Genomic DNA, 26,241 nt, shown 5'->3' with positions numbered 1-26,241 from the left:
GTCAGGCCTCAAACAATTGGCTACATCGGATAGGTGTGCATTCGCACCGCCAGATTGCCCATTATCCAGACAGTTCCAAGGATGATGATCAATAGCACCAGCGTGGAGAAAAGGATCAAATCCAGGTCTTCCCGGCTGCTGCGGCGGCGATCAATATGCAGGAAATAGACCAGTTGAACGATCAATTGCGCCAACCCCAATAACGCGATTGAAAGGTAAACCCCCTTGGTCTCGATGCCGTATTTATAGGCTATCGCGAACACCGCCCCTGTCAGCAAAAGCGAGCCACCATAGCCAATTATGTAGCGCCGACGCTCGCGCCGGTGCATCTCGCTGCGCTTATCCATAGGTCAGCCCTCCGAAATAAACGATGGTGATAATCCCGATCCAGATCAGGTCGAGAAAGTGCCAAAACAATGCCAACCGCACCACGCGCGACATCAGCAGATCGGTCAAGCCAAACAGGCGCAGCTGAATGCCCAACACGATCAACCACAAGCACCCAGCAGCCACGTGCAACCCATGCAGCGGCACCAGACCGTAGAAGGCCGATAGAAACCCGCTGCGTTGAGGGACACCGCCTTTTTCGGTCATCGCCACGAAATCGCGGATTTCCAGCACCAGAAAGCTGAGACCCAATACCAGCGTCACGCAGAACCAGAACACGATCCGCCATCTGGGCAGGTTGTATTTCAGCGCCAGCATTGCCAGCCCCACGGTAAGGCTGCTGGTCAAAAGGATTATCGTCTGGGCAAAGATGCTTCTCAGATCGAACAGCTCGTGCGGACCGGGCCCGCCAGCCTGTGCATCGATCATGGTGATGTAAATGGCGAACATCAGGCCGAAATAGACCAGATCGCTCATCAGAAAGACCCAGAATCCGAAAGTGACGACCTCGGCGGCCTGGTCCGCGCTGGCATGCCGCCGCCCGAGGTTCAGCCCTGGATAGCTGTGCGTCGGTGCGCGCTTCATGTCACTGCCTCCAGGTCAGGGCGGGCAAGGCCGCGATTTTCCGGAGCGATTTCATGATCGCGATCCACCGGTGCAGAGCTGCGCACCAAATCAAGCCAGGCTTCGTGTTGTTTGCGAACCTCCTCGGCAGGGATGACCTCTTCGGTGTCCAGCCGGAAGGTCCACAGGATGAAGGACAGCAACATCAGTGCAGTTACCAGTGCGGCCAGCCACCAGATCCACCAGACCAATGCGAACATCCAGACTCCGCTGAGTACACACAGGATGAACCCGATCCCAGTGTTGCGCGGCATCGAGATATCTTCGTACTCATCAGGTGTCGGATAGGCCTCACCCCGCTCCTTTGCGGCGGCAAAGTTATCCCGATCCGTCACCTGCGGGATGACGGCAAAATTGTAGGGCGGCGGCGGCGACGGGATCGACCATTCCAGCGTGCGCGCATCCCACGGATCGCCGACTGGCACGCGGGTGTTTTCCCGGTCGCGGATACTGACCCACAATTGCATAACCACCGCCAACAGCGCCGACAAGATCACCAGCGCGCCGATGACGGCGATGATCATATAGGGGTGGAAACTGGGGTCTTCCCAACTGAACGACCGGCGCGGCATCCCCATGAGGCCAACGAAATAAAGCGGCAGGAAAGTCAGCATGAACCCAACCGTCCACAATACCACTGTGATGCGCCCCCAACGCTCGTTCAGCCGGAACCCAAAAGCCTTGGGGAACCAGTAATTGTATCCGGCCAGCAGGCCGAACAGCACGCCCGGCAACAGAACATTGTGGAAATGCGCCACAAGGAACAGAGTGTTATGCACCTGATAATCGACCGTCGGGTTGGCAAGGATCACACCCGACAAGCCACCAATCACAAACAACATCAGAAAGGACAGGCCGTACAGCATCGGCACCGAAAACCGGATACGGCCACGATACAAAGTCGCCATCCAGTCATAGACCTTCACCCCGGTTGGAATGGCGATCAGCATGGTGGCGATGCCGAACACAGCATTGATCAGAGCGCTTTGGCCCATAGTAAAGAAATGGTGCAGCCAGACGGTAAAGGACAGCACCGCGATGCACATTGTGGCAATCACTAGCGAGTTGTATCCGTAAAGCCGTTTGGCCGAGAATGTGGCGAAAACTTCGGAATAGATACCATAAGCGGGCAGAACCAGCAGATAGACCTCGGGGTGGCCGAACAGCCAGAACAGGTTGGCATAGTTCATCATGTTGCCGCCAAGGTCGTTGGTGAAATAATGGAAATCCAGATACCGATCCGCCGCCAACATCAGCGCCGCCACGCCAAGCGGCGGCATGGCAAAGATGATCAGGATCGAGCTGCTGATGATTGTCCAGCAATACATTGGCAGCCGCATGAACTTCATCCCCGGCGCCCGCAGCTTATAGATCGTGACTGCAAAGTTGATCCCCGTCAGCGTGGTACCGATGCCTGAGACAACAATGGCCCATATCCAGTAGTCCGGCCCCACGCCGGGGTTAAAGGCGGCCCCGGTATAAGGCGGATAAGCCGTCCACCCCCCGGTTGAGAAATTGCCAACCACCAGCGACACCATCAACATCATGCCCGCCGAGACGGTCAGGCCCAGACTGATCTGGTTCATTACTGGAAAGGCCACATCCCGCGCGCCGATCATCAGCGGGATCAGGTAATTCGCGAGCCCGAAGACAAAGGGCACGGCGACAAAGAACACCATGATCGTGCCATGGGTGCTGAACAACTCGGCAAAGTGTTCGGCCTCAAGGAAACCATCGCCCGGCCCGGCTGCTTGTTGGGCGCGCATGACAACGCCTTCAAGCACGCCGCGCGCCAGCATGACGATGGCAAAGACGATGTACATAATCCCGATTTTCTTATGATCTGCGCTGGTCAGCCAGTCGCGCCACAAAGGCCCCCACAGGCGGAACCATGTCAGTGATCCGACCACGACAATGACGCCTACGATCACCACGGCCGCCGCCGCGTTGGCCACAATTTCGTTTGCGTTAGGGTTTTGGATCAGACCCATGATCGGGAAGGCATCCCAGTTCAGACGGCCAAAGAATCCTGTTTCGGTCATTGCGCGCCCTCTTGCCCGTATTCAGCGGTTCCCGGTTGTTGATCGCGTGGCAACGGTTGCCCACCGTGATAGCGGTGCAAAATGGACTGGAACAGATCACCGTCCTCCAGCGTAAAATAAAGCGCATTGAGTGGCATCAGTGAGGTCCCCAACGCTGCCTGTACCTCATCCCGATCCGTGCGCATGGCCAGCGTTCTGTAAGTGTCTTCGGTCAGAGGGATCCCATGGGTGCGAACACTTTCAACCCAGGCATTGAAGCCTTCGGGCTGCATCGCCTGAGTCAGAAACTTCTGCTTGGTAAAACCCCGCCCATTATACTGCGTGTTTTCGCCCTGCATCGTCTCGGGCGTATCGGCCACCAGATGCAGCTGAGTCGTCATCCCCGGCATCGCGTAGATCTGCCCCGCCAGGGCGGGGATCATAAAGGATTGCATCACCGTATCCGTCGTCAGCGTCATCGCCACTTGCTGTTTGACAGGAATGCCGAACTCTCCGACGGTGGCGATACCAAGATCGGGGTAAATGAACAGCCATTTCCAATCGAGGCCAACAACCTGCACGTTCAGCGCGGGTGTTTCACCGAACGGTGCGGCGTAAGGGTCCAGCCGGTGGGTGGCTTTCCACAAGTAAAACGACAGCAGCGCCACGATCACGACCGGCACGCCCCACATGGCAAATTCCAGCTTGCCCGAGAAATCCCATTTGGGCCGGTACTCTGCCGCGCTGCCCTTGCGCCGCCGGTACCGCAAGGCGATCAGCGGCACCAATACCAAAACCGGCAACACGGCGATCATGATCAGAACAGTCGCCCGCAACAGGTGGGTTTTCTGAACCGCCGCAATAGGGCCTTGCGGGTCCATGAAGCTGTTGCTTGCCCACGCCATCTGTGCCGAGGCCACAACAACCGCGATCACCAATGCCATTGCTGAAGGTTTGAGTAAGGCCACGCCTGATCGTCCTCTTAAGCCTTCGTTTCGGCCAACTATCGACAGAGTCACAGATTTTCTCAAGGTTTTTTCCAAAACCGTCGATTGTTTCACACCCTGCCTGAACAACCACAGCATTAGGACCGTGCAAATCGCCTCCGATGATGCGGTTGACTTGGCATCGCAGCCGGGTGAGACATTTTGGTGATGCGTTGGATTATTCTCGCCCTCGGCCTTTGGTGCCTTACGACAAGTGCAAGCGCACAGGATCGCGCGACGGTGGAACGCCAGTTTCAAGCATGGCTGCAAGATACAGTCTGGCCGCGTGCCAAGGCCCAAGGTGTTTCGCGCGCAACCATGCAGCGGGCCTTTGATGGGGTAACGCTCAACTGGAAGTTGCCCGATCTGGTGCCGCCGGGCAGTTCTGCTCAGACACCCAAACAGCAAAAACAGGCTGAATTTGGATCACCTGGCCGATACTTCAATGCCGGTTCCGTTCAGGGTGCAACTGCAAAAGGGCGGCAGATGGCCCGGCGTCATGCCAAGACCCTGGCGCGGGTCGAGGCGGAAACCGGGGTTCCCGGACGGATCATCCTGGCCATTTGGGGCCGGGAAAGCGGGTATGGCCAAGTACCCATCCGCCACGATGCCTTTCAGGTGTTGGGGACAAAAGGGTTCATGAGTACCCGGGCCGCGTATTTCACCGACGAGTTGATCGCCGCGCTGCAAATTGCCGAGGCCGGCCACGCCCCAACGGGCACGTTGAAAAGCAGCTGGGCGGGCGCGTTGGGTCAACCGCAATTCATGCCTTCGAACTTCCTGACCTTTGCCGCGGATGGAAATGGCGACGGGCGGTCCGACATCTGGGGCTCGGCCGAAGATACAATCGCCTCCATCGGGCATTTCCTGTCGCAACATGGCTGGGTCACCGGGCGCGACTGGGGGTTCGAGGTCACGGTTCCAACCCAGATAACCTGTGCGCTGGAAGGACCGGATCAGGGTCGAACTATTCAGGACTGGGCTGCCATGGGGATCACCCGCGTATCTGGCAAGCCATTTCCACCACACGAACTGCCGGGTGAGGGGTTTCTGATGATGCCAGCTGGACGCAAGGGACCCGCCTTTATCGTCACGCCGAATTTCTACGTTCTCAAGGATTACAACAAAAGCGATCTCTACGCTCTGTTCGTGGGCCATGTCGGAGACCGCATTCAGTATGGCGTTGGGGACTTCAAAGCCCGCTGGGGCAAGGTTGATACCTTGTACCGGTCAGATATCGCAGCCATGCAACGGGCGTTGGAAAACCAGGGCCATGATGTCGGCGGTGCGGATGGATTGCCGGGGTTCAAGACTCGCCGCTCGATTGGGCGCTGGCAACAAGTGACTGGACGCAGCCCGACCTGCTTCCCAGAAACCAGCATGAAATCCGCTCTAGCGCAGTAGCGATTCGCTGCAAATTTGATGTGATTCGAGCTTCCTTGACGTCAAGTTTGCGGGGCGACCTTCACAAAAATGTCAAGAAACGATGAAGTTTCATTATTAAATTTCCCAACCTACGTCCATTTCGTTCACGATCCACCTGTAGTTGCTTAAATTGTGGGCGCCATCTTTATCCCGATTTGAAATAATGCCACCTTCACCGGCAGTGAAAGGCGACTTTCGCAAACACGTTCCCGACTGCAAACCGAAAGACTGCGACGCGGTGTTCCTTGCGCTCTGAAAAAGCAAAATTCGAACCCGTCTTGGTCTTGTTCAGGGTCGGACAAACAAGGTGGCCTGTACCCATCCTGAAAGGATGCGCGTGCCGGACCCCTAAAAACGGGAGTAGAAAAACATGAACAAGTATATGCGTACATCTCTGGCGGGGCTTTTGACCTCGACCATGATCACCGGTGCCGCCTTTGCTGCGGGCACCCATCCCACAACCGGCGAGGCGCTGGCGGATGACCAGACCTTTATCTACCGCCTTGGCGATGAGCACAGCTCGGTCGATCCGCAGGTTGTTGAGGATACCTATGGCGCTGAGATTACCCGCGACCTGTTTGAAGGTCTGATGAACCAGGACGAAGACGGCAATCTGGTTCCGGGCGTCGCCACCGGCTATACCACCAACGACACCAAAGACGTTTATACCTTTACCCTGCGCGACAACGCCAAGTGGTCGAATGGCGACCCGGTGACAGCAGGTGATTTTGTTTATGCCTGGAAACGCGCTGTCGATCCCGCACTGTCTTCGCCCTACGCCTGGTTCATGGAGCTGATGTCGATCGAGAATGCTGCTGAAATTATTGCCGGGAACAAGCCTATTGACGAGTTGGGCGTCAAAGCCCTCGACGATCACACTCTAGAAGTCACTCTGAGCGCGCCCCTGCCCTATTTCCCGCAGATGACCACGCACTCCACCACCTTCCCGGCCCCGCAGAAAGTGATCGAGGAACATGGTGACGCCTGGACCCGGCCCGAAAACATCGTCTCGAACGGTGCCTATATCTGGACCGAACACCTGCCGCAGGAACGCTCGGTCCGTGAACGTAACGAGATGTATTGGGATAATGAAAACACGATCTTGGACAAAGTCGTGACGCTGGTCATCAACGACGAAAACGTCGCTTTGACCCGCTATCTGGCTGGCGAACTGGACCGCACCGAAGTTCCCGCAGGGCAGTTTCCCCGCATGAGCCAGGAACACCCGGATCAGGCCATCAGCTTCCCGCGCCTGTGTAACTACTATTACACATTCAACCTGACGGAAGACGGTCCCGAAGCGTTCAAGGACCCTAATGTCCGCCAGGCACTGTCACTGGCCGTTGATCGCGAGATCATCACCGAAAAAGTCATGGCTGGTGGCCAGCCGCAGGCTTACACTTTCGCTCCCGAAGCGACCGCTGGATTCACGGTCCCCGAGGTCGAGATGGCCTCGATGACTCAGCCCGAGCGGGATGAACTGGCTAAAGAACTGCTGGCCGGTGCCGGTTACGGCCCCGACAATCCGCTGAGCTTTGAGATGGTCTACAACACCAACGAAGATCACAAGAAAGTCGCCGTGGCGCTGAGCCAGATGTGGAAACAGAAACTGGGCGTGAATGTCGAGCTGGCCAACATGGAATGGAAAGTCTTCCTGGAAGAGCGCGGCAACCAGAACTTCGATTTGGCCCGCGGCGCATGGTGTGGCGACTATAACGAGGCCTCCACCTTCCTGGACCTGCTGCAATCGCAATCAGGCTATAACGACGGCAAGTACAACAACGCCCGCGTTGACGAGCTACTGGCCGAAGCCAAAACCTCGGACGATCCTGCACCTCTATACACCGAGGTTGAGCGGATCATTGCACAGGAAACGCCTGTGATCCCGATTTACCACTATGCTGGCGTCTACATGATGGACACCGACGTAGGGAACTGGCCGATCAACAATGTCGAGCAGAACTGGTACTCGAAGAACCTCTACAAACGCGCCGAGTAATCGTCTTTGAACCTCGCCCTGTCCCGGATGCAACCGGGGCAGGGCCAATAAACATGGGGGCATGAAATGCTTGCCTATAGTCTACGGCGACTGCTGGTCGCCATACCGACGATCCTGTTGCTGATCGTCGCCTGTTTCTTTCTTATGCACTTCGCGCCCGGTGGGCCCTTTACCTCGGAACGGCCTCTGCCACCGGCGGTTCTGACCAATATCGAGGCCCGCTATGGGCTGGATCAACCGCTGTGGAAACAGTTGTGGGATTACCTCTATAACATCGTCGTGCATTTCGATTTCGGCCCGTCCTTCAAGTTCAAGGACCGCGATGTGAACGACATCATCGCACAGGGTTTTCCAATCTCGCTGACCTATGGGTCGCTGTCGTTCCTGGTTGCTACCACCGTTGGTGTGGGTCTGGGGATCGCCGCCGCAATCAAGCACAACAGCTGGATCGACTATTTCGCCGTGGGTCTGGGCATTGCTGCGCAGGCGCTACCGAACTTCATCATGGGCCCGATCCTTATCCTGACTTTCACCCTGTGGCTGGGGCTGCTGCCCGGCGGTGGTTGGAATGGTGGTCAGTGGCAATATCTGATCATGCCGGTCATTGCGCTGGCGACTTCCTACATGGGGTCAATTGCAAGGATTACACGGTCGTCGATGCTTGAGGTTCTGAACTCGAACTTCATACGCACCGCGCGTGCCAAGGGCCTGCCGACCAGAACCGTGATCTGGCGCCATGCGTTGAAGCCGACCCTTCTGCCTGTTGTGTCCTATCTTGGGCCGGTCTTTGTCTACGTGCTGACCGGTTCTGTCTTTGTCGACATCTATTTCTCGACCGGTGGATTAGGTCAGGCCTATGTCGGCTCGGCCCTGTCGCGGGACTATGCCGTGCTGTTGGGCGTCACGATCCTTTATGGCGCGCTGACCGTTGTCGTGAACTTGCTGACCGACCTGGCCTATGCCTGGTTCGATCCTAAAATCCGGTACTGAGGGGCTGGCAATGCTTGGAAAATCACAAAAAGCCGCTCAGCTGGCCGGAGACGTAACCGACTATACGGTTATTCAGGGACGTTCGCTGTGGCAAGACGCACGGATGCGTTTTGTTCGAAACAAAGCCGCAATGGCCAGCGTCTTCATTCTGACCATGATCGTCCTGTTCACAATCTTTGGCCCATATTTCGCCGTCTGGAGCAACGAGGAGATTGACTGGAACGTCATGGGCGATGTCGCCGGCATGGGGATGCCCTCAATTGAAACCGGGCACTATTTCGGCGTCGACGATCTGGGACGCGACCTTTACAGCCGCGTCATTCAGGCCACTACAACATCGCTGCTGGTCGGGCTTATCGGGGCGGCAACCGCACTGATTGTCGGAACCTGCTACGGTATCGCCGCCGGATATATCGGCGGGCGCACCGACGGTGTCATGATGCGGTTTGTCGACATCCTGCTGGCGATCCCGGCCACATTGATCGTCATCTTGCTGCTCGTCGTGGCGGGGCGGTCGTTCTTCATGTTGTTCATCGCACTTGGCGCGGTGGGCTGGCTAACCATGGCGCGGATCGTTCGAGGGCAAACCCTGACCCTGAAAAACCGCGAGTTCATTGAGGCTGCCCGCGCTGCTGGTGTCAGCGAGTTCACCATCATGTATCGCCATATCCTGCCAAACCTTTTGGGTGTGGTAATCGTCTATGCGTCATTGTTGGTGCCGGAAATGATCTTGATGGAAAGCTTCATTTCGTTCCTTGGATTGGGCATTTCGGAACCCTACACGTCCTTGGGTCGTTTGATTGCCGAAGGCGCTGGAACGATGGCTTACGGGACGCTGTGGCAGTTGATGTACCCGCTGACAATCTATGTCGCCATCATCATCTCGATGTTCTTCATCGGCGATGGTTTGCGTGACGCTCTGGACCCGAAGGATCGCTGATATGAGCCTGTTCTCTGTTAAGGACCTGAGCGTCCAGTTCAATACGCCCGATGGTGTGGTCGAGGCCGTCAAAGGCATCAGTTTCGACATCAATCCGGGCGAATGCCTTGGCATCGTGGGTGAAAGCGGGTCAGGCAAAAGCCAGACCTTCATGGCCGCGATGGGATTGTTGCCGCCTGCCGGACGGGCCATGGGGTCCGCTACTCTAAACGGCAAGGAAATCCTGAACCTGCCTATCAACAAGCTGAACAAGATCCGTGGCGATGATGTCGGCATGATCTTTCAGGACCCGCTGACCGCGCTGACCCCGCATCTGCGGATCGGCCAGCAAATGCGAGAGGTTCTGCAGGTACATGAAGGGCTGCAAGGGTCCGCAGCTCGGGCTCGCTGTCTGGAATGGCTGGATCGCGTCCGCATCCCCGAGGCAAAACGGCGGCTGGATCAATACCCGCACGAATTGTCGGGCGGTATGCGTCAGCGCGTGATGATTGCAATGTCGATGCTGTGCAATCCCAAGCTGCTGATCGCGGATGAACCGACCACGGCGCTGGACGTCACCGTGCAGGCCGACATTCTCGACCTGATGGTGCGCCTGCAAAAGGACGAAGGCACGGCGATTGCTCTGATCACCCATGACATGGGCGTTGTTGCGCGGATGTGCGATCGCATTCAGGTCATGCGTCTGGGTCAGTTTGTCGAAGCCGGAGACACGCGCGAAATCTTCCGCGCACCGCAGCACGAATACACCCGCACTCTGCTAGAGGCGATGCCGCGGATCGATGCTGGAGATGCGCCGAAGGCTTTGGACAAAGTCGAAGACCCACTGCTAAAAGTTGATGACGTCAAGGTCCATTTCCCGATCCACGTGCCGGGTGGCATATTTGGACGCAAGGTGCCATTGAAGGCGGTCGATGGCGTCAGTTTTGACATCCGCAAAGGTGAAACACTGGGTGTTGTAGGCGAATCTGGCTGTGGGAAATCCACTCTGGCAAGGGCGGTTCTTCAACTGATCGAGCCCAGCGGTGGCAATGTCAGCTGGCTGGGCCATCCCATTGTCGGGTTAAAACGGGCCGAGCTGAACAAATACCGCAAAGACTTGCAGATCGTGTTTCAGGACCCGCTGGCCAGCCTCGACCCGCGGATGACGATCTCGGCGTCTATCGCGGAACCGCTCAAGACCTACCGCCCCGATCTAACGGATCGGGAACGCAAGGAAATGGTCGCCGACATGATGGAACGGGTTGGTCTGAAGGCCAACATGATCAACCGTTATCCGCATGAGCTGTCCGGCGGGCAAAACCAGCGGGTCGGCATTGCACGGGCGATGATCAATAAACCCAAGTTGATCATCTGTGATGAGGCGGTTTCGGCGCTGGACGTGTCCATTCAAGCGCAAATCGTGGAATTGTTGCGCGAACTGCAACAGGAGTTTGGCCTGTCGATGATCTTCATCAGCCACGACCTGTCTGTGGTGCGTGCGGTCTCAAACCGGATCATGGTTCTGTATCTTGGCCGAATAGTCGAGCTGGGGGATGGAGAGGTGATCTGTTCTGATCCCATCCACCCTTACACAAAATCCCTGATCTCGGCGGTGCCGATCCCGGACCCGGATGTGGAACGCAGCCGACAGCGGTTGAAGCTACCTGGTGAACTGCCCTCACCCATGGATCCCAAAGCCACATTACGGTTTCTTCCCAGCCGGTTGGCCGCAGGTCAGACCGATTATGTGCCGCAGCTGAGCGAGGTGACGCCGGATCATTTCGTGGCCGAACACGACCCGCTGGAAATCATCATGAACGGGGCCTGACCCTGCTGCCCCGAAGCCGTTCACCCGGCTTCGGGGTTTGAATTGGACCCAGTGACTACGGCAACTGTCGGCAAGGCGGATCTATGGCAGGCAGATATCCGTTTCTGCTGCAGATAAGGGCAGAAATCCGCAATGTCGCGCAGGGTAAATCCCGATCGTTTTGACTTCTACCGCACCGGGTGGCACCATCCTTTGCAAATGATACGTTGGTTGTTACATAGCGTTGAATGTTCGGACCACAGCGCCTAAGAGACCCGCGTAGTACGCTAACAGTCAGACATTGTATTAGTAACTTGAGAGGTCAAATGACACGTAAGGTCACAAAGGCGATCTTCCCCGTCGCAGGGCTTGGTACGCGGTTCCTGCCCGCGACAAAGTCGGTCCCGAAAGAGATCATGACGTTGGTCGACCGCCCGCTGGTACAATACGCCATCGACGAAGCGCGTGCCGCCGGCATCACTGAATTCATTTTCGTGACCTCTCGCGGCAAGTCTGCACTAGAAGACTATTTCGACCACAACTTGGTGCTTGAGCAGGAGCTGAAAGCCAAAGGCAAGGAAGACCTGCTGGAAACGCTGAACGCCACCAATATGGAAAGTGGCGCGATTGCCTATATCCGTCAGCACAAAGCGTTGGGTCTGGGTCACGCGGTCTGGTGCGCCCGTCGACTGATCGGCGACGAGCCTTTTGCGGTAATGTTGCCAGACGACGTGATTGCTGCCGACAAGCCTTGCCTGCAGCAAATGATCGAAGCCTATGAGGAAACTGGCGGGAACATGGTGGCGGCCATGGAGGTTCCCGAAGACAAGACCAGCGCTTACGGTGTGTTGGACGTAGGTGAAAATATCGGAACGGTCGTACGCGCCCGCGGCATGGTCGAAAAACCCAAGCCCGAGAATGCGCCCTCGAACCTGGCCGTTATCGGCCGCTACGTGTTGGGGCCGTCGGTATTGTACAATCTGAACCAATTGAAAAGAGGCAGCGGTGGTGAGATTCAACTGACCGACGCCATCGCCGAAGATATTGGCAATGGCGTGCCGGTCTTTGGGTACAAATTCAACGGACAGCGGTTCGACTGCGGCTCAAAATCAGGGTTCCTGCAGGCCACGGTAGCCTTTGCGCTGGCCCGCCAGGACTTGCGCGAGGATCTGAGCCAGTATCTGCGTGACGTTGTGGCGACGGATCAGGCTGCTCAGTAACAACTTCTGACGACACATCGACCGGGGTTTTCCTCGGCACGGCATTTCCACAAGCCGGGGCGCTCAGCGCCTCGGCTTTTTTGATGCTTCTGAAAAGTTAGCAATTGGTTTTTCGGGCGTCCGGCACGGTCAGACGGGATTCATCCACCAAAAGGCAATGTGGCGCGCAATGCAATTGTCGGACCGACAGCCACAGGAGGACGCCCGTGCCACAAAATTCACCCCGATTGAGCCTTCCATTTCTGCAACCTTCACAGGCCCAGAAACACGTCACCCATAACGAGGCGCTGCGACAGCTGGATGTTGTTACCCAGCTGAGCCTGGCCTCGACAAACGCGTCGACTCCACCTGCCGTTCCAGACCAGGGCGAGGTTCACGCATTGGGCATCGCACCAACAGGGGATTGGCAGGGTCAGGCCGGAATGTTAGCTGCTTGGCTGGACAACGCCTGGTATTTCGCCGCGCCCGGCACAGGCTGGCGCGCATGGGATGAAAGCACCGGTCAAATGAAAGTCTGGGACGGTGGGGCCTGGATCGATCCCCCGGTGGCGACGCAGAATTTGGACGGAGTGGGTATCGCCACAAGCTATGACAGCACGAACCGCCTGTCGGTAAGATCTCCGGCCACATTGCTCAGCCACGAAGGCGGTGGGCACCAGCTAAAAATCAACAAGGCCGGTGCAGGCGACACCGCGTCCTTACTGTTTCAGTCCAATTGGACCGGCCATGCCGAGATGGGTTTGTCGGGCACTACAGGCTTTTCCATCAAAGTCTCTCCCGATGGCAGCAACTGGACTGACGCACTAAGCTTTGACCCCACGACCGGCATTGCAGATGGCGCGGCAATTCAGGCCAGCCCTGATGACATCACACCCGGGCGCCTGATGCGGGCTGACTACGGTTATGGCCCTGGCAACCTGTTAGGGTCCGTTTCCGAAAATGGCGGTGTACCAGACGGAGCGGTGATCGAGCGGGGCTCAACCCCCAATGGCGACTACGTGCGTTTTGCGGATGGAACGCAGATTTGCACCGTCACCCTGCCCGCAACGGGCTGTATAAATGCTGATGGCGCGCTTTTCGCAGGCGACGTGGCGGTTTGGGATTTCCCGATGACTTTTGCAACCGGTTCAACCATTTCGGTCAGTGGCAGCGGAGGGGCCAGCAATCGGTTCATCGGCTTTGAAGCCCCGACCGAAACGCAGGTAGGTTTCAAGATTTTGGCCGCCAACAGCGATGCGACGGCGCTGACACCAACGGCCATTGCCATTGGCCGCTGGTTCTGACGGAACGAACTGCCCGGGTCCCGACCTGGGCAGTTACTTAGCCCGCAACTCCGCCGCTGCCTGATCCAGGAACCAAGCATAGGTTTCGCGAATGCCGTCTTCCAGCCCAACGCGCGCGCGCCAGCCCATGTCGGCGAGACGGGACACATCCATCAGCTTGCGCATGGTGCCGTCCGGTTTGCTGACATCCTGAGTTATCCGCCCGGTGTAGCCAGTTGTTTTGGCCACCAACGCCGCCAGTTCCGCGATCGAAATATCCTCGCCACAGCCCACGTTAATGTGGCTCAGCATCGGTTGGGTGTTCGCCTCATAGACATCGCGCGGCAGGTCGAGCACGAACAGCGATGCCTCGGCCATATCGTCCACATGCAGAAATTCGCGGCGGGGTTTGCCGGTACCCCAGATCACAACTTCGTCCAAACCATCGCGCTGCGCCTCGTGGAACCGGCGGATCAGGGCGGGCAGGACATGGCTGTTTTCGGGGTGGAAATTGTCACCCGGCCCATACAGGTTCGTCGGCATGACCGAGCGGTAATCGACCCCGTGCTGCCGATTATAGCTTTCACACAGTTTGATCCCGGCGATCTTGGCAACGGCGTAAGGCTCGTTTGTAGGTTCCAGCACTCCGGTCAGCAAAGCATCCTCGCGCATCGGCTGTGGCACGGCACGCGGGTAGATGCACGAACTGCCCAATTGCAGAAGATGTTTCACCCCAGCGGCAAAGGCCTGATGGATCACATTACATTCGATCATCAGGTTGTCGTAGATAAAATCCGCCGGGTAGGTGTTGTTGGCGTGGATTCCCCCAACCTTGGCAGCGGCAAGGATCACGACATCCGGGCGTTCAGCCTGCATAAAGTCGCGCACGGCAACCTGATCGGTCAGGTCTACTTCGGAATGTGTACGCGTGATTAACTCAAGCGCTTCACCGGCTGCCTGACGATCCTGCAAACGGCGCAGAATTGCGCCACCTACCATGCCGCGGTGACCTGCTACGTAAATCTTGCGCATGTCGTGTTCCTCAGCCGTTTTCCAGACTTACCGGCAGTTCGTAACCATGCTCTTTCAACAGCGCATGACGTTTCGCGGTTTTCAGGTCTTCGACAACCATCTCGGCGCACATTTCCTGCACGGTCAGTTCGGGCTCCCAGCCCAGCTTGGTTTTCGCATTCGACGGATCGCCCAACAGCGTTTCCACCTCGGCCGGGCGGAAATATTGCGGGTCGATGCGCATGATCACGTCGCCAGGTTTCAAGGCCGGCGCGTTTTCCCCTTCAATCGACGTGACGGTTGCGATTTCATCCACGCCGTCGCCCGAGAATTCCAACGTGATACCCAACTCGGCAGCGGACCATTCGATGAATTGGCGGACCGAATATTGCACGCCGGTAGCAATTACGAAATCTTCGGGATTGTCCTGCTGTAGCATCAACCACTGCATCCGCACGTAGTCTTTCGCGTGGCCCCAATCCCGCAGGCTGTCGATATTGCCCATGTAAAGGCAATCTTCGAGACCTTGCGCGATATTGGCCAGACCGCGGGTGATCTTGCGGGTCACAAAGGTTTCGCCACGGCGCGGGCTTTCGTGGTTAAACAGGATCCCGTTGCAGGCATACATACCATAGGCTTCGCGATAGTTGACGGTGATCCAATAAGAATACAGCTTGGCCACCGCATATGGCGAACGGGGGTGGAACGGGGTCGTCTCACGTTGCGGCGTTTCCTGGACCAGACCATACAGCTCGGACGTGGACGCCTGATAGAACCGCGTTTTTTTCTCCAGCCCCAGAAAACGGATCGCTTCCAGCAGGCGCAGGGTTCCGATGGCGTCTACATCTGCCGTGTATTCCGGAGATTCAAAGCTGACCGCCACATGCGACTGCGCACCCAGGTTGTAAACTTCGTCCGGCTGCACCTCCTGAATGATTCTCGTCAGGTTCGACGTGTCGCTCAGATCGCCGTAATGCAGGTGCAATTTGGGGTTGGGGTCATGAGGATCTTGATAAATGTGGTCGATCCGCTGCGTGTTAAAGGACGACGCCCGGCGCTTAATCCCATGAACTTCATACCCTTTTTCCAGCAGGAATTCGGCCAGATAGGACCCATCCTGCCCGGTAATACCTGTAATCAACGCCTTTTTCGTCATCTTATTTTCCCACGAAATACTGTGTGCATCTTTTCCACCTCAGAAACAGCAAGAACTCGCGGAATGCAACCCAACGCATTAAATCACTGAAAATACTGGCGGCTATTAACCGCCAGCCTGCGTATACGTCACTATTTAACGTCAGGACGTCCCGTAGAGCGGCACATTGCTCTTAGCACCATCCGCCAGCGCTTTGCTCTGATCCCGGCGTACTTGTTCATATAGAGCCAGCGATTGTTTAGAGAACGCCGCGCTCGGGGGGGCGACATGAACAAAGTTTGACCGTTCGTCCTGACCGCGCACCAACATGGCATAGTCTCGGTCCGCAACCAGTTGCCGAGCGTTAGGGTTGAGATAGCGGATCGCCAGACCAATTCTGCGATCACCCGATCGGTTCGGACCCGAGCCATGAATAGTCAGCCCGTGATGCAGCGACAATTGCCCAGGGGCAAGTTCGATATGGGTTTTGTCTTCGTCTGCGACATCAACGGCGACTTCCTGCCCGCGCGACAACAGGTTTGTGTCGGAATAGGTGTCGTTATGCGGCAGGATCGGGTTTTTATGACTGCCCTGTACGAAATCCATACAACCGCTTTCGACCGTGGCCGGGGACAGCGCGATCCAGGCGGTCACTTGATCCGGTGTCTCACCCATGCCCCAATAGGTCAGATCCTGATGCATGCCCACCGTGTGTTCGGTATGGGCCTCTTTGACGAAAAACTCGGCAGACCAGACCATGATATCCGGGCCCAATACGCCTTCGACCACATCCAAAACTCGCTGGTCCTGTGCCACCCTCGCGGCCAAAGGTATGACCAGATGTGCGTTTACACGCTTGTAGGTGTTCAATGGCAAAGGCAGATCTGCAGATAGCCAGTCGGTCTCGAGTTGTTCGAATTCCGCGCGGATTTCGGCGATCTCATCGGGAGAAAAAACCGTCAGAGGGAACAGAAATCCGTCTTCCCAGTATTTCTTGGACTGGTTCACCGTCAAGGCGTGGGGTGAATTAGATGATTGCGGCATGAGGCACCTCTTGAATGCTGGTTCACGCAGGATAGGCCGGAACGCCACAAGTTCAGCGCGCAACCTCTTGCCCGTTAGACTAAGTTCAGCTTAGCCTGTTCTCATGTCGTCCCGTATCCCGTCCCTCAACTGGCTGCGCGTGTTCGAGGCCGCCGCCCGCACCGAAAGCTTTGCCCGCGCGGCCACGCAGTTGAACATGTCGGCTGCAGCCGTCAGCCAGCAGGTGAAAGCGCTGGAAACGCGATTGGGCACGCCGCTGTTTCACCGCCACGCCCATGCCGTAACCCTGACCGAGGCGGGGCGGGCCTATCTGCCGTCGGTTCAACAATCGCTGCTGATGTTGGAAACCGCCACCACGGGGCTGTTCGGTGAAACGCGGGAACAGAGGTTGTTTGTGCAATCCATTCTGCTTTATGCGCACGGCATTCTGGCCGGTGGGCTGCCAGACTTTCACGCATCGCATCCGCAGATCAGCCTGTCCTTGACCACCGGCAATCTGGTTTCAGATTTCGCCAACCAGTTCACCGATTTGCAGATCGTGTTCGGCAATCCGACCCTCTATGGCGCGGACAGTGATGTGTTGTTGCATGAACGCCTGTATCCCGTAGCCCCGCCAGATATCGCCAATCAGATTCACCACCCCCAAGATCTGTTCCGTTTCCCTTTGATCGAGGTTTCGACTCACCGCGCCAGTTGGCTGCATCTTTTCGAGACCTTACGTCTGCCGACAGGTCAGGCGCGGTTTTTCTTTGCGGATAACTCCCTGATAGCGGCCGAGATATCGGCCAGCGGCGGTGGCATCGCACTGGCCCGCGCGCCCGCATCAGATCGGATCATGGAAATGTCGGGCCTTATCCCCTGCCTGCCTGACATTCAAGTGGCAGGTCACGAAACCTACCATCTGGTCTATCCATCCCGCGCAGCCCTGCGGCCACCGGCGCGTGCCTTTCGCGAATGGCTGCTGGATCACAATGCGGCGGTCCAGACCCGGTAACGCCCCTGCCCTGTCACCTCGCGGATCAGGCCGCGCCGGGCGAACCGGTCGATATTGCGCTGTACCGCTGCACGTGACGCTTTTGTCAGTTCCTCGGCCAGTGGGGCTGAAACCATGGGCCAGGCGGTCAGAACGTCGATCAACAAAGGCGGTGTCCGCCCGCTCAGCCCGCTGGTTGCCTCGCGCGCGCGTTGTTCCCAAGCGCTGACCCGATCAAGATGCATCAGCGCGGCTAAGGTTGCCTGCCCTGCCCCTCTGATCCAGGCCGAAAGCTTTTCGTCTACCTCGCCAACCCCGCGCAGCGCCCCGGGACCGGACAGCGCCAAAGGCATGAACATCGCCCCGCCCCGCCCCATCGTTGCCGCGTGGCGGGCCGCGATAATTGCGGCTTCGGTATCCTGTCCGATCCCCTGAGACAGCGCGCGCCAGGCATGGAACCCCATGGCCGCCTGCGTCACCGGATGCAAGCCTTCGGAATTGCGCATCACTTCTGCCAGATCGGCCACTGCCTCGGGGATGTCTTCGATACCTTGCGCCATGCGATCCAAAAAAGCGGTCAGGCCAATTTCCCACCCATCCGAAGACGGGCCCGGTCCGGAAGTTAAACGCCGTACCGCCCAACCGGCCCGAAACAAAGCCTGAACGTCATCACCGGTTGCACCGATCCGCAGACCGGTCCACAACGCCAGCCGGTCAACACTGATCCGGTCCCCGGTCCACCAGCCCAGATCGGATACATCCATCAGCGCCAGCCGATGCGTCCATCCATCCGGCCCGGCCCGCAACCTCTCATCCAAAGCACCGAAAATTGCCGCCAGGTCGGCCAGTTCAAAAGACAGCTCGGCCTGAGCCGCACGCCAATCGCGCGGATCGAACAGCAAACGGCGATCCACTTTCGGGCCTGGGGGCAAAAAATCCTCGACCGCCTCTTCATCCTCGGGCGGCAGAAACCACAAGTCATCGTCTTCGGGCGGGTCCACATCATAGATACTGGAAGGGCCTACCGCATCGGCGTCCTCATCCGGATCAGGCATGACGGGCTTTTTCTTCATACCCATTATATTTCGAGGATTTGCCTCGCTTCACAAGGCGTTTTTGCGCATTACGCGTTTAACCCGCAAAACTTTCAGTGAGAAAATCCAGCTGACCGCTCAGATCAGTCTGATCGTTATTCCCGATCAGCATGTAGCCATATCCGTCCCGCGCCCAGTTGGCTGTGGCCAATCCGCTCAGCACGGCCTGTTGTACGTCCTTGTTCGGCGCGCCCTCACCCTGTCGGATGACACAAAAGGCAAAGGGCCGACCTTCCGCATCGGCAAACACCACCTGAACCAACGGCTTGCCCTTAAATGACAGGACCTGCGCGCGTTTCAGCTCCATCCCCGGCAGGGTTTCAAGCTCTTCGCGGTTCAACGACCGACCCAGCTGTGCCTCAGCCTGTGCGAACTGCTCGTCTAAAGCCTGAGAGGAACTGTCCAGCGACGCAATCGTCTCTGGCACATACAACGACTGATAAATCGCTGCCTGTTGAACCCAGCCCAGCGGCTCTGGACGGGTCGCCCAAAAGGTCGCCGACGCAGCAACGACCGCGACCGAAGCCGCAACGGCAAGCAGACGCAGCCCACCACCGGCTCGCACGACCGGGGCCACCGGCTGTGGCAAATCAACCTGGGGCGTTTCCACTGGCACACGTTCGAAAACCGCCTGCACCACAGGTGCGAACGGGTCCAGCGCCATCAGGCGCTGTTCCAATGCGGGATCCGCCTCAACCGCGCTTTCGATCGCGGCGGCTTCGGCCTCATCCAGTTTGCCTTCCAGATACGCCAACAGCGTCTCGTCGGAAAACTTCATTTGCCACTCCGTCGAACGGTGTCTGCCGCCTCATGCTGCATCACAGTTTTCAGTTTCTGCCGGGCATTGGACAACCGGCTCATGATAGTTCCTATCGGCACCTCCAGCAACGCGGCAGCTTCGCGGTAGCTATAGCCCTCGACGAACACAAGCACGACCGTCTCCCGCTGCGCCTCTGGCAGCTGCATCACTTGTGTAAACACTTCAGTGGCGAAAATATTCGTTTCTGAATCGTTTCCGGGTGCAATTAAGTCTGCTTCGGGTGTCACGGACAGCGCTTGCGCCTTGCGAACCGAACGTGCCCGCACCTCATTCAACCAGATCGAGCGGCAGATCGTCATCAGCCAGCTATCCAGCCGGTCATGTGACGTGACCTGGTGGTGTCGCTCCAACGCGCGCAGACATGTGGATTGTAGCAGATCGTCGGCCACGTCGGATGCGCCGGACAGTGCCAGCCCAAACCGCCAGACGCGTTTCGAATGCATCTGGATCGCGCCGCGCACGGCCTGTTCCGAACTAATCTCACCACCCATCGAATAAATCGCGACCTGTGTGTGTTTGCTTTCCACGGACCGGGCCCGCGGGGTCAGGACTGACATAACCCGAGGAGGAAAGAAATGAAACTTCTGTTGAAGGCAGTCACGATTGCGTCGGTAATTGTTGCAACCCCGGCGCTGGCGGACGGCTGGATCCTTGTCCCCGAAGGATCGCATCTGGCCTATGGGACCATCAAGAAAGACACCGTGGGCGAGGTCAATTCCTTCACCAACCTCAGCGGTCATGTCAGCCCGGACGGCAAAGCCGAGATTCATATCGACCTGTCCTCGGTCGAGACCAATATCGACATCCGTAACGAACGGATGATCGAGTACGTGTTTCGCAAAGCAGGTACTGCGGCGCTGACGGCCACGTTTGACATGGCCGAAGTCTCAAGTCTGGGTATTGGCGAAACCACCACCGTCGATACCGAGGCCGTGTTGTCCCTGGCTGGAACGGATGTGGCCTTCGACGCCGAGATGTTTGTGGCCCGCCTTTCTGAGTCCTCGGTGATGGTGTCGACCAACGACATGGTGTTCATCAGCGCCGAAGACGCAGGCGTCAATGCTGGGGTCGAAAAACTGATGGAGCTGGCCAGCCTGCCCGGCATCACTCGCACGGTTCCGGTGACGGCCCGGCTGATCTTCAACTTGGATGGCGAACAGGCTGCGGTTGCCCCTGCTGCCCCGTCTGCCGTCGCCGCAGTGGAAGGAGACATCAAGGCGGGTAAGAAAGTGTTCCGCAAATGCAGCGCCTGCCACAAGCTCGAGCAAGACCGCCACACTGTCGGTCCGTCACTGCACGGGGTTATCGGCGCTACAGCCGGTCAGGCGGACGGGTTCCGGTATTCGGCCCAATTGCAAGAGTCGGGCATTGTCTGGACCGCTGACACCCTGACTGCGTTCCTTTCTGACCCGCGCAGAACGATTCCCGGTAACAAGATGCAGTTTCCCGGCCTGAAAAAAGACGAAGATATCACCAACCTGATCGCCTATCTGCAGGCCGAAGCGCAGGGCTGAACCCGAACCCGGCGAAAACCGGGTTCCCTTTGCCCGCTCTGCCACGCTATCCCTTGTCTCAGCCACGATGAGGGAGACGCAGGGCATGAGCGAAACGGTCAAATTGTCATTGGACGAAATCCGAGACCTCAGCCTTTCTATTTTGACCACATCTGGTTTCGGGCCAGACCATGCCGCAGCGATCGCCGATACGCTAACCACCTGTCAAATCGACGATTGCCAGTCACATGGATTGTTCCGCCTGTTCATGTGCGCTGACACGATAAAAGCGGGGCAGATCGACGGGCATGTAGATCCAATCCTTGAACCGTCGGAAAACGCAGTCGTTCGGGTTGATGCGCAGGGAGGGATGTCCCTGCTGGCGTTCGAAAAAGCATTGCCGGTTTTGATCGAGAAAACTCGCACCCACGGTATCGCCGCCATGGCGATCAACCGGTGTTTCCATTTCTCGGCACTCTGGCCCGAGGTGGAGCGTCTGTCCGCGGTCGGTCTGGCGGCGATGGCGATGGGCCCCAGTCACGCCTGGGTTGCCCCGGCCGGCGGCACGCGTGGTAGCCTTGGCACCAACCCGCTGGCCTTCAGCTGGCCTCGCCAGAATAAAGACCCGTTTACATTCGATTTCGCCACCAGCGCCTTTGCCCGGGGAGAGATAGAACTGTACCACCGCGCAGGCAAGCCCCTGCCCGAAGGTGTCGCCATCGACAAACACGGCAACCCGACCACCGATCCACAGGCCGCGATGGACGGTGCGATGCTGACCTTTGGCAGCTACAAGGGCTCGGCCCTGTCGATTATGATCGAACTGCTGGCCGGTCCGCTAATCGATGATCTGACCAGTCTGGAAAGCATGGAATTCGCCGATGGCGCCGGCGGCGCACCTTATCACGGGGAAATCCTGCTGGCCTTCGATCCTGCGCAATTCAGCGGCGGTCGAGGCGATGAGAATGGCGCGCGGGCCGAGCGTTTGTTCGCCGATATCACCGATCAGGGCGCGCGTCTGCCGTCGCAACGGCGCTTTGCCGCGCGGGCCCGCAACACTGAACGCGGCTTCGTCGAAATAGCCAAAACACTGTACGACGACCTGCAGGCTTTGGCCGAACAGGCCCAGGCGCGCTAAAGCCCCTTTCCCTTGGCGATGCGGCTGGCTAAGAAGTCCCTCCAGACATATTCAGGAGGCCCCCTTGGACCGCATCGCCCGCACCATCGCCACCGAAATCAATGCCCGCCCCGAACAGGTGGGGGCCGCGGTGAAATTGCTGGACGAAGGGGCCACCGTGCCTTTTGTCGCCCGCTACCGCAAAGAGGTGACGGGTGGGCTGGACGACACCCAACTGCGCACCCTTTCTGACCGCCTGACCTATCTGCGCGAACTGGAAGCACGGCGCGAGACGATCCTGGGCTCGATCAAAGATCAGGGCAAGCTGACCGACGATCTGGTCAAATCCATCGCACAGGCCGATACCAAGGCGCAGCTGGAAGACATTTACCTGCCCTACAAACCCAAGCGCCGCACCAAGGCGATGATTGCCCGCGAGAATGGGTTGGAACCGCTGGCGGATGCCATTCTGACGGATCGGTCGGCTGACCCAGAAATTCTGGCGCAGGGATATGTCACCAAAGCAGTGGCAACCGTCAAGGACGCGCTGAACGGCGCGCGGGACATCATCACCGAACAGCTGACCGAAAACGCCGCCCTACTGGGCGAGCTGCGCAATTTCATGCAGCGCGAGGCCCTGCTGACTTCTAAGGTAATTGAAGGCAAGGAACAGGAAGGCGCCAAGTTCAGCGACTATTTCAGCCATTCGGAGCCTTGGGCAAAAGCCCCGTCGCATCGTGCGTTGGCGATGCTGCGGGCCTCGAAAGAGGGGATCGTGACACTGGATATCGCGCCCGATCCCGAAACCGGCGCCGCCCGTGCCGAAGCGATTGTCGCCGCGCACCTTCACACACGTGGAGACGGTCCCGGAGATCTGTGGCTACGTAAAGTGGCGGGTTGGACTTGGCGGGTTAAGCTGTCGCTGTCGATGATGGTCGAGCTGATGGCGGATCTGCGCGGCCGAGCGCAGGACGAAGCAATTGATGTTTTCTCGCGCAATCTCAAAGACTTACTATTTGCTGCACCGGCGGGTGCCAAGGCAACCTTGGGTCTGGACCCCGGCATTCGAACTGGCGTCAAAGCTGCGGTGGTTGATGCCACAGGTAAAGTGGTCGCGACCGATACGCTTTATCCGTTTCAACCCAAGAACGATCTACGCGGCGCGCAGGCCGCCATTCTGAACCTGATCGCTGCGCACGAGATTGAACTGATCGCCATCGGCAATGGCACCGCCAGCCGGGAAACCGAGAAACTGGTGGGTGATACGCTGAAACTGCTGCCAAAAGCTGTTTCGGCCCCGACCAAGGTTGTTGTGTCCGAGGCTGGCGCATCGGTCTATTCCGCCTCAGAACTGGCCGCGCGCGAATTCCCCGATCTTGACGTGTCGTTACGCGGTGCGGTTTCCATCGCCCGTCGGCTGCAGGACCCGCTGGCCGAACTGGTTAAGATCGAACCTAAATCCATTGGGGTCGGCCAATACCAGCATGACGTGGACCAGCACAGGCTGTCGCAATCTTTGGCGTCGGTGATCGAAGATGTGGTGAACGCGGTGGGGGTTGATCTGAACACGGCCTCAGCCCCCCTGCTCTCTCATGTCTCGGGGTTGGGGCCCGGCTTGGCCGAAGCAATTGTCATGCATCGCGACATGAATGGCGCATTTCAATCACGTAAAGAGCTGCTGAAGGTCGCCCGCCTTGGCCCGCGCGCTTATGAGCAAAGTGCAGGCTTTTTGCGCATACGCGACGGGTCGGAACCTCTGGACGCCTCTTCAGTTCACCCCGAGGCCTATGACGTGGCCCGCCGGGTTGTTTCGGCCTGCGGGCGCGACATCCGTCAGATCATGGGTCACGACGGAGCGCTAAAGGGGTTACGCGCAGAACAATTCGTCGACGACACCTTCGGCTTGCCGACTGTGCGCGACATCTTTGCCGAGCTGGAAAAGCCTGGCCGAGATCCCCGCCCCAGTTTTGTTACCGCCTCGTTCACCGACGGTGTCGAAGACATCACCGACCTGAAACCGGGCATGGTGTTGGAAGGCACAGTGACAAATGTCGCCGCCTTTGGCGCTTTTGTGGATATCGGGGTGCATCAGGACGGGCTGGTCCATGTCAGCCAATTGGCCGACCGCTTCGTCAAAGACCCGCACGAGGTGGTCAAGACCGGACAGGTCGTCAAGGTTACCGTGGTCGAGGTGGATGTTCCCCGCAAGCGGATTGGCCTAACCATGCGCAAGGATGGCGGAACATCAGCTCGCGAAGATCGGGCCAGTCGAGGACCAAAAAAGAACTCCGGCCTGTCAAAACCCAAAGGATCGCAACGCGCAAAATCTGATAGTAATGCGCATAACAGCGCATTTGCGAATGCATTGAAATCTGCGATGAAGGACCGTTGATGAAAACGGGCATTCACAGCCTTTGCCTTTGACGCCTAGGCGAAGGCGTCCGGCTCAAGCTCTTCCCAAAAATCAAAGATGGCATTGGCGTTCAGACCAGAACGCCAGCCATGGGCGCGGAAGTGTTCCCGGTCCAGATCATTGTCGAGCCCTGCCATAAACAAGCGTTTGTCCGCATCCCGCTGGGTTGGGTTTCGCCGCGAAACCAGTTCTTCAACGATAGACAGCTTTCGCGACCGCTCGGTACGCTCAGCCACTCGGGCTGCGTAAGCCTGATCTTCTAGCGCCTTCTCAACGTCCCGTACGCGCGCGGCCTCGACGGCTTCGGGGCTGGGTTCAGGCAGAGAATCGTTTTCCGGCGGTTGATAGTCGTCGCGCAAGGCGGCGGACAAATATCCAACCGTTGATTTCACATCCCCCTGCCCGCTTACATAATCCAATTTTTGTTGCACATAGTCTTCACCATGTTCCGCAATCCACTGTCGCGCCAACCGGTCGGACACCCCTTGCTTACGGAGCGTCTTGTAAACTTGCAGATTGCGGACGCCATCGCTGTCATCGATTTCGAACATCGCCTTCTGTGGATTGCCTTTGATAAGAAACCGGATATCCGTAACCGTGCGGCCCTTTTTTTGAAACTGTGGCTCTATCAGTATGTCCGAACTTTTGTTCACCTCAGCCACAGCGGGTTTGATGATCTTGGCGTTGAGGTGTTTGAAGCTGCCGTAATAGTCGCTGCCGTCTACCCCCATGAGTTTGCGGAACACGTCCAGCGCCCACCAGCCCGTAGAACCGGTTCTGACGAACCTATAACAATTCTCATACAGCGCCAGGCCATGCCCAGAGCTAAAGTTCCTTTGGATCTGCACATTGATCAGGGCATAGATTTTCGGATCATAGAGCTTTTGGGCCAGCGCCGGGGAGTAGGCGTATTCACAGACCCCGTTCTTCAGCTTGGCGAAGCTGAGCAATGAGGACACGCCCCATTCTTGTCTGCCCTGCTCATCCAACATGTCCCACTCCGCGACGGTCTCGGCCAGCGCTCGCAAACTCGCCCGCAGCGTATCGAAGTCGTTTGAATTATAGCCGACCATCATCGCAAGCGTCCGCGCGTCGATAGTATGTGTCTGCGCCGAGGTTAGTGCGTCATACGCGTTCAACAACAGGACATTCGAGAGCTTACGTTGCAAAAGCGTAAGCTTGCCGCTGATGTGAATCGCAGCGACGTTTTTCTTGACCGTCTCCCGGCGCAATGCACCAGAGAGCTGATCCATATCCAATTGTGTATCCGGCATGATTCTGCCTGGCTGCTCGTTTTGGTATTTCTTGCACAAAAAGTACCCATGGATCAATTCTATTTGGGTACCCAAATACAGGAAAGAGGGAATCCTGTATCTGGGTACCTGACCTGAAAATCCTCGCAGTTATCCACAGAACCGGATCGAGGGTCGCCCAATTTGAGGGTTTTACATGTACTGCGACCCGGCGAAAAACAAAAATTTAGGGTCTAATCAGGTCGAAG

22 protein-coding genes are annotated in these 26,241 nt (G+C 57.7%); 11 read left to right on the top strand and 11 right to left on the bottom strand.

What is annotated here, in order from left to right; all coding sequences use genetic code 11:
- Positions 1-20: 20 nt before the first annotated feature.
- The 4 genes from ACR0B8_RS14400 to ACR0B8_RS14385 are packed head-to-tail and all read right to left on the bottom strand — an operon-like array spanning position 21 to position 4,000.
- Entirely contained in the window at positions 21-347 is a 327-nt protein-coding gene (locus tag ACR0B8_RS14400; RefSeq protein WP_170376942.1) for a cytochrome o ubiquinol oxidase subunit IV, read from the bottom strand.
- Positions 340-972, bottom strand: a complete 633-nt coding sequence (locus tag ACR0B8_RS14395; protein WP_170349988.1) for a cytochrome c oxidase subunit 3 — start codon at positions 970-972, stop codon at positions 340-342. Before ACR0B8_RS14395 ends, ACR0B8_RS14400 begins: the two co-directional genes overlap by 8 nt.
- Positions 969-3,053 (bottom strand): cbb3-type cytochrome c oxidase subunit I, encoded by a 2,085-nt coding sequence (locus ACR0B8_RS14390; RefSeq protein WP_170361806.1) that lies wholly within the window; start codon positions 3,051-3,053, stop codon positions 969-971. Before ACR0B8_RS14390 ends, ACR0B8_RS14395 begins: the two co-directional genes overlap by 4 nt.
- A complete protein-coding gene (locus ACR0B8_RS14385; RefSeq protein ID WP_226689419.1) occupies positions 3,050-4,000 on the bottom strand; it encodes a cytochrome ubiquinol oxidase subunit II family protein in 951 nt (316 codons plus the stop codon). The genes ACR0B8_RS14390 and ACR0B8_RS14385 overlap by 4 nt, the downstream gene beginning before the upstream one ends.
- Positions 4,001-4,186: 186 nt before the next feature.
- On the opposite strand from ACR0B8_RS14385, the gene ACR0B8_RS14380 reads away from it, so the two are divergent.
- The 7 genes from ACR0B8_RS14380 to ACR0B8_RS14350 all read left to right on the top strand — a co-directional run bounded on the left by ACR0B8_RS14380 (position 4,187) and on the right by ACR0B8_RS14350 (position 13,661).
- Entirely contained in the window at positions 4,187-5,422 is a 1,236-nt protein-coding gene (locus ACR0B8_RS14380; RefSeq protein WP_226689420.1) for a lytic murein transglycosylase, read from the top strand.
- 391 nt (positions 5,423-5,813) lie between these two features.
- Positions 5,814-7,442 carry a peptide ABC transporter substrate-binding protein gene (locus ACR0B8_RS14375; protein WP_170376949.1) on the top strand — a complete coding sequence of 543 codons (1,629 nt, stop codon included), beginning with the start codon at positions 5,814-5,816 and terminating at the stop codon, positions 7,440-7,442.
- Between the two features lie 66 nt (positions 7,443-7,508).
- Positions 7,509-8,432, top strand: a complete 924-nt coding sequence (gene oppB, locus ACR0B8_RS14370; RefSeq protein WP_480658785.1) for an oligopeptide ABC transporter permease OppB — start codon at positions 7,509-7,511, stop codon at positions 8,430-8,432.
- A 10-nt stretch (positions 8,433-8,442) separates the two neighbouring features.
- Positions 8,443-9,372 (top strand): ABC transporter permease subunit, encoded by a 930-nt coding sequence (locus ACR0B8_RS14365; RefSeq protein ID WP_170349983.1) that lies wholly within the window; start codon positions 8,443-8,445, stop codon positions 9,370-9,372.
- Position 9,373: 1 nt separating this feature from the next.
- Positions 9,374-11,179 carry an ABC transporter ATP-binding protein gene (locus tag ACR0B8_RS14360; RefSeq protein WP_425081898.1) on the top strand — a complete coding sequence of 602 codons (1,806 nt, stop codon included), beginning with the start codon at positions 9,374-9,376 and terminating at the stop codon, positions 11,177-11,179.
- A gap of 305 nt (positions 11,180-11,484) precedes the next feature.
- Positions 11,485-12,378: a UTP--glucose-1-phosphate uridylyltransferase GalU gene (galU, locus tag ACR0B8_RS14355; protein WP_170361802.1), complete on the top strand. Its 894-nt coding sequence runs from the start codon at positions 11,485-11,487 to the stop codon at positions 12,376-12,378.
- 206 nt (positions 12,379-12,584) lie between these two features.
- Positions 12,585-13,661: a DUF2793 domain-containing protein gene (locus ACR0B8_RS14350; protein WP_480658788.1), complete on the top strand. Its 1,077-nt coding sequence runs from the start codon at positions 12,585-12,587 to the stop codon at positions 13,659-13,661.
- 33 nt (positions 13,662-13,694) lie between these two features.
- On the opposite strand, the gene fcl is transcribed toward ACR0B8_RS14350, so the two are convergent.
- The 3 genes from fcl to ACR0B8_RS14335 form a co-directional block, all read right to left on the bottom strand.
- Positions 13,695-14,672: a GDP-L-fucose synthase gene (fcl, locus tag ACR0B8_RS14345; RefSeq protein WP_226689422.1), complete on the bottom strand. Its 978-nt coding sequence runs from the start codon at positions 14,670-14,672 to the stop codon at positions 13,695-13,697.
- 10 nt (positions 14,673-14,682) lie between these two features.
- On the bottom strand, positions 14,683-15,807 hold the full coding sequence (gmd, locus tag ACR0B8_RS14340; RefSeq protein WP_170349978.1) for a GDP-mannose 4,6-dehydratase: 1,125 nt from the start codon (positions 15,805-15,807) through the stop codon (positions 14,683-14,685).
- A 141-nt stretch (positions 15,808-15,948) separates the two neighbouring features.
- On the bottom strand, positions 15,949-16,830 hold the full coding sequence (locus tag ACR0B8_RS14335) for a phytanoyl-CoA dioxygenase family protein (protein WP_480658790.1): 882 nt from the start codon (positions 16,828-16,830) through the stop codon (positions 15,949-15,951).
- A gap of 103 nt (positions 16,831-16,933) precedes the next feature.
- On the opposite strand from ACR0B8_RS14335, the gene ACR0B8_RS14330 reads away from it, so the two are divergent.
- Positions 16,934-17,824: a LysR family transcriptional regulator gene (locus tag ACR0B8_RS14330; protein ID WP_170361797.1), complete on the top strand. Its 891-nt coding sequence runs from the start codon at positions 16,934-16,936 to the stop codon at positions 17,822-17,824.
- On the opposite strand, the gene ACR0B8_RS14325 is transcribed toward ACR0B8_RS14330, so the two are convergent.
- From ACR0B8_RS14325 to ACR0B8_RS14315, 3 genes are read right to left on the bottom strand one after another with little or no spacing between them, the layout of a single operon-like run.
- Complete coding sequence (locus ACR0B8_RS14325) at positions 17,797-18,876, bottom strand: helix-turn-helix domain-containing protein (RefSeq protein ID WP_170361833.1); 1,080 nt, start codon at positions 18,874-18,876, stop codon at positions 17,797-17,799. The two genes, ACR0B8_RS14330 and ACR0B8_RS14325, sit on opposite strands and share 28 nt — an antisense overlap.
- Positions 18,877-18,934: 58 nt before the next feature.
- The gene (locus ACR0B8_RS14320) at positions 18,935-19,675 is read right to left on the bottom strand and encodes a hypothetical protein (protein ID WP_226689424.1); all 741 of its coding nucleotides are present in this window, start codon (positions 19,673-19,675) and stop codon (positions 18,935-18,937) included.
- Positions 19,672-20,244 (bottom strand): RNA polymerase sigma factor, encoded by a 573-nt coding sequence (locus tag ACR0B8_RS14315; protein WP_226689425.1) that lies wholly within the window; start codon positions 20,242-20,244, stop codon positions 19,672-19,674. Before ACR0B8_RS14315 ends, ACR0B8_RS14320 begins: the two co-directional genes overlap by 4 nt.
- A gap of 48 nt (positions 20,245-20,292) precedes the next feature.
- Here ACR0B8_RS14315 and ACR0B8_RS14310 point away from each other — a divergent pair, with 48 nt between their 5' ends.
- The 3 genes from ACR0B8_RS14310 (at position 20,293) to ACR0B8_RS14300 (ending at position 24,719) form a co-directional block, all read left to right on the top strand.
- Positions 20,293-21,231, top strand: coding sequence for a c-type cytochrome (locus ACR0B8_RS14310; RefSeq protein WP_226689426.1), 939 nt, complete (start codon positions 20,293-20,295; stop codon positions 21,229-21,231).
- Positions 21,232-21,316: 85 nt separating this feature from the next.
- Complete coding sequence (locus ACR0B8_RS14305) at positions 21,317-22,348, top strand: Ldh family oxidoreductase (RefSeq protein ID WP_480658793.1); 1,032 nt, start codon at positions 21,317-21,319, stop codon at positions 22,346-22,348.
- Between the two features lie 64 nt (positions 22,349-22,412).
- Positions 22,413-24,719 carry a Tex family protein gene (locus ACR0B8_RS14300; RefSeq protein WP_319003529.1) on the top strand — a complete coding sequence of 769 codons (2,307 nt, stop codon included), beginning with the start codon at positions 22,413-22,415 and terminating at the stop codon, positions 24,717-24,719.
- 35 nt (positions 24,720-24,754) lie between these two features.
- On the opposite strand, the gene ACR0B8_RS14295 is transcribed toward ACR0B8_RS14300, so the two are convergent.
- Entirely contained in the window at positions 24,755-26,014 is a 1,260-nt protein-coding gene (locus ACR0B8_RS14295; protein ID WP_170349971.1) for a replication initiation protein, read from the bottom strand.
- Between the last annotated feature and the right edge of the window lie 227 nt (positions 26,015-26,241).

The sequence above is a fragment of the Ruegeria sp. BH6 genome (genome assembly GCF_056538105.1).
The sequence above is the reverse complement of the archived record's forward strand: the minus strand, read 5'-3'. Positions and strand labels throughout refer to the sequence as shown.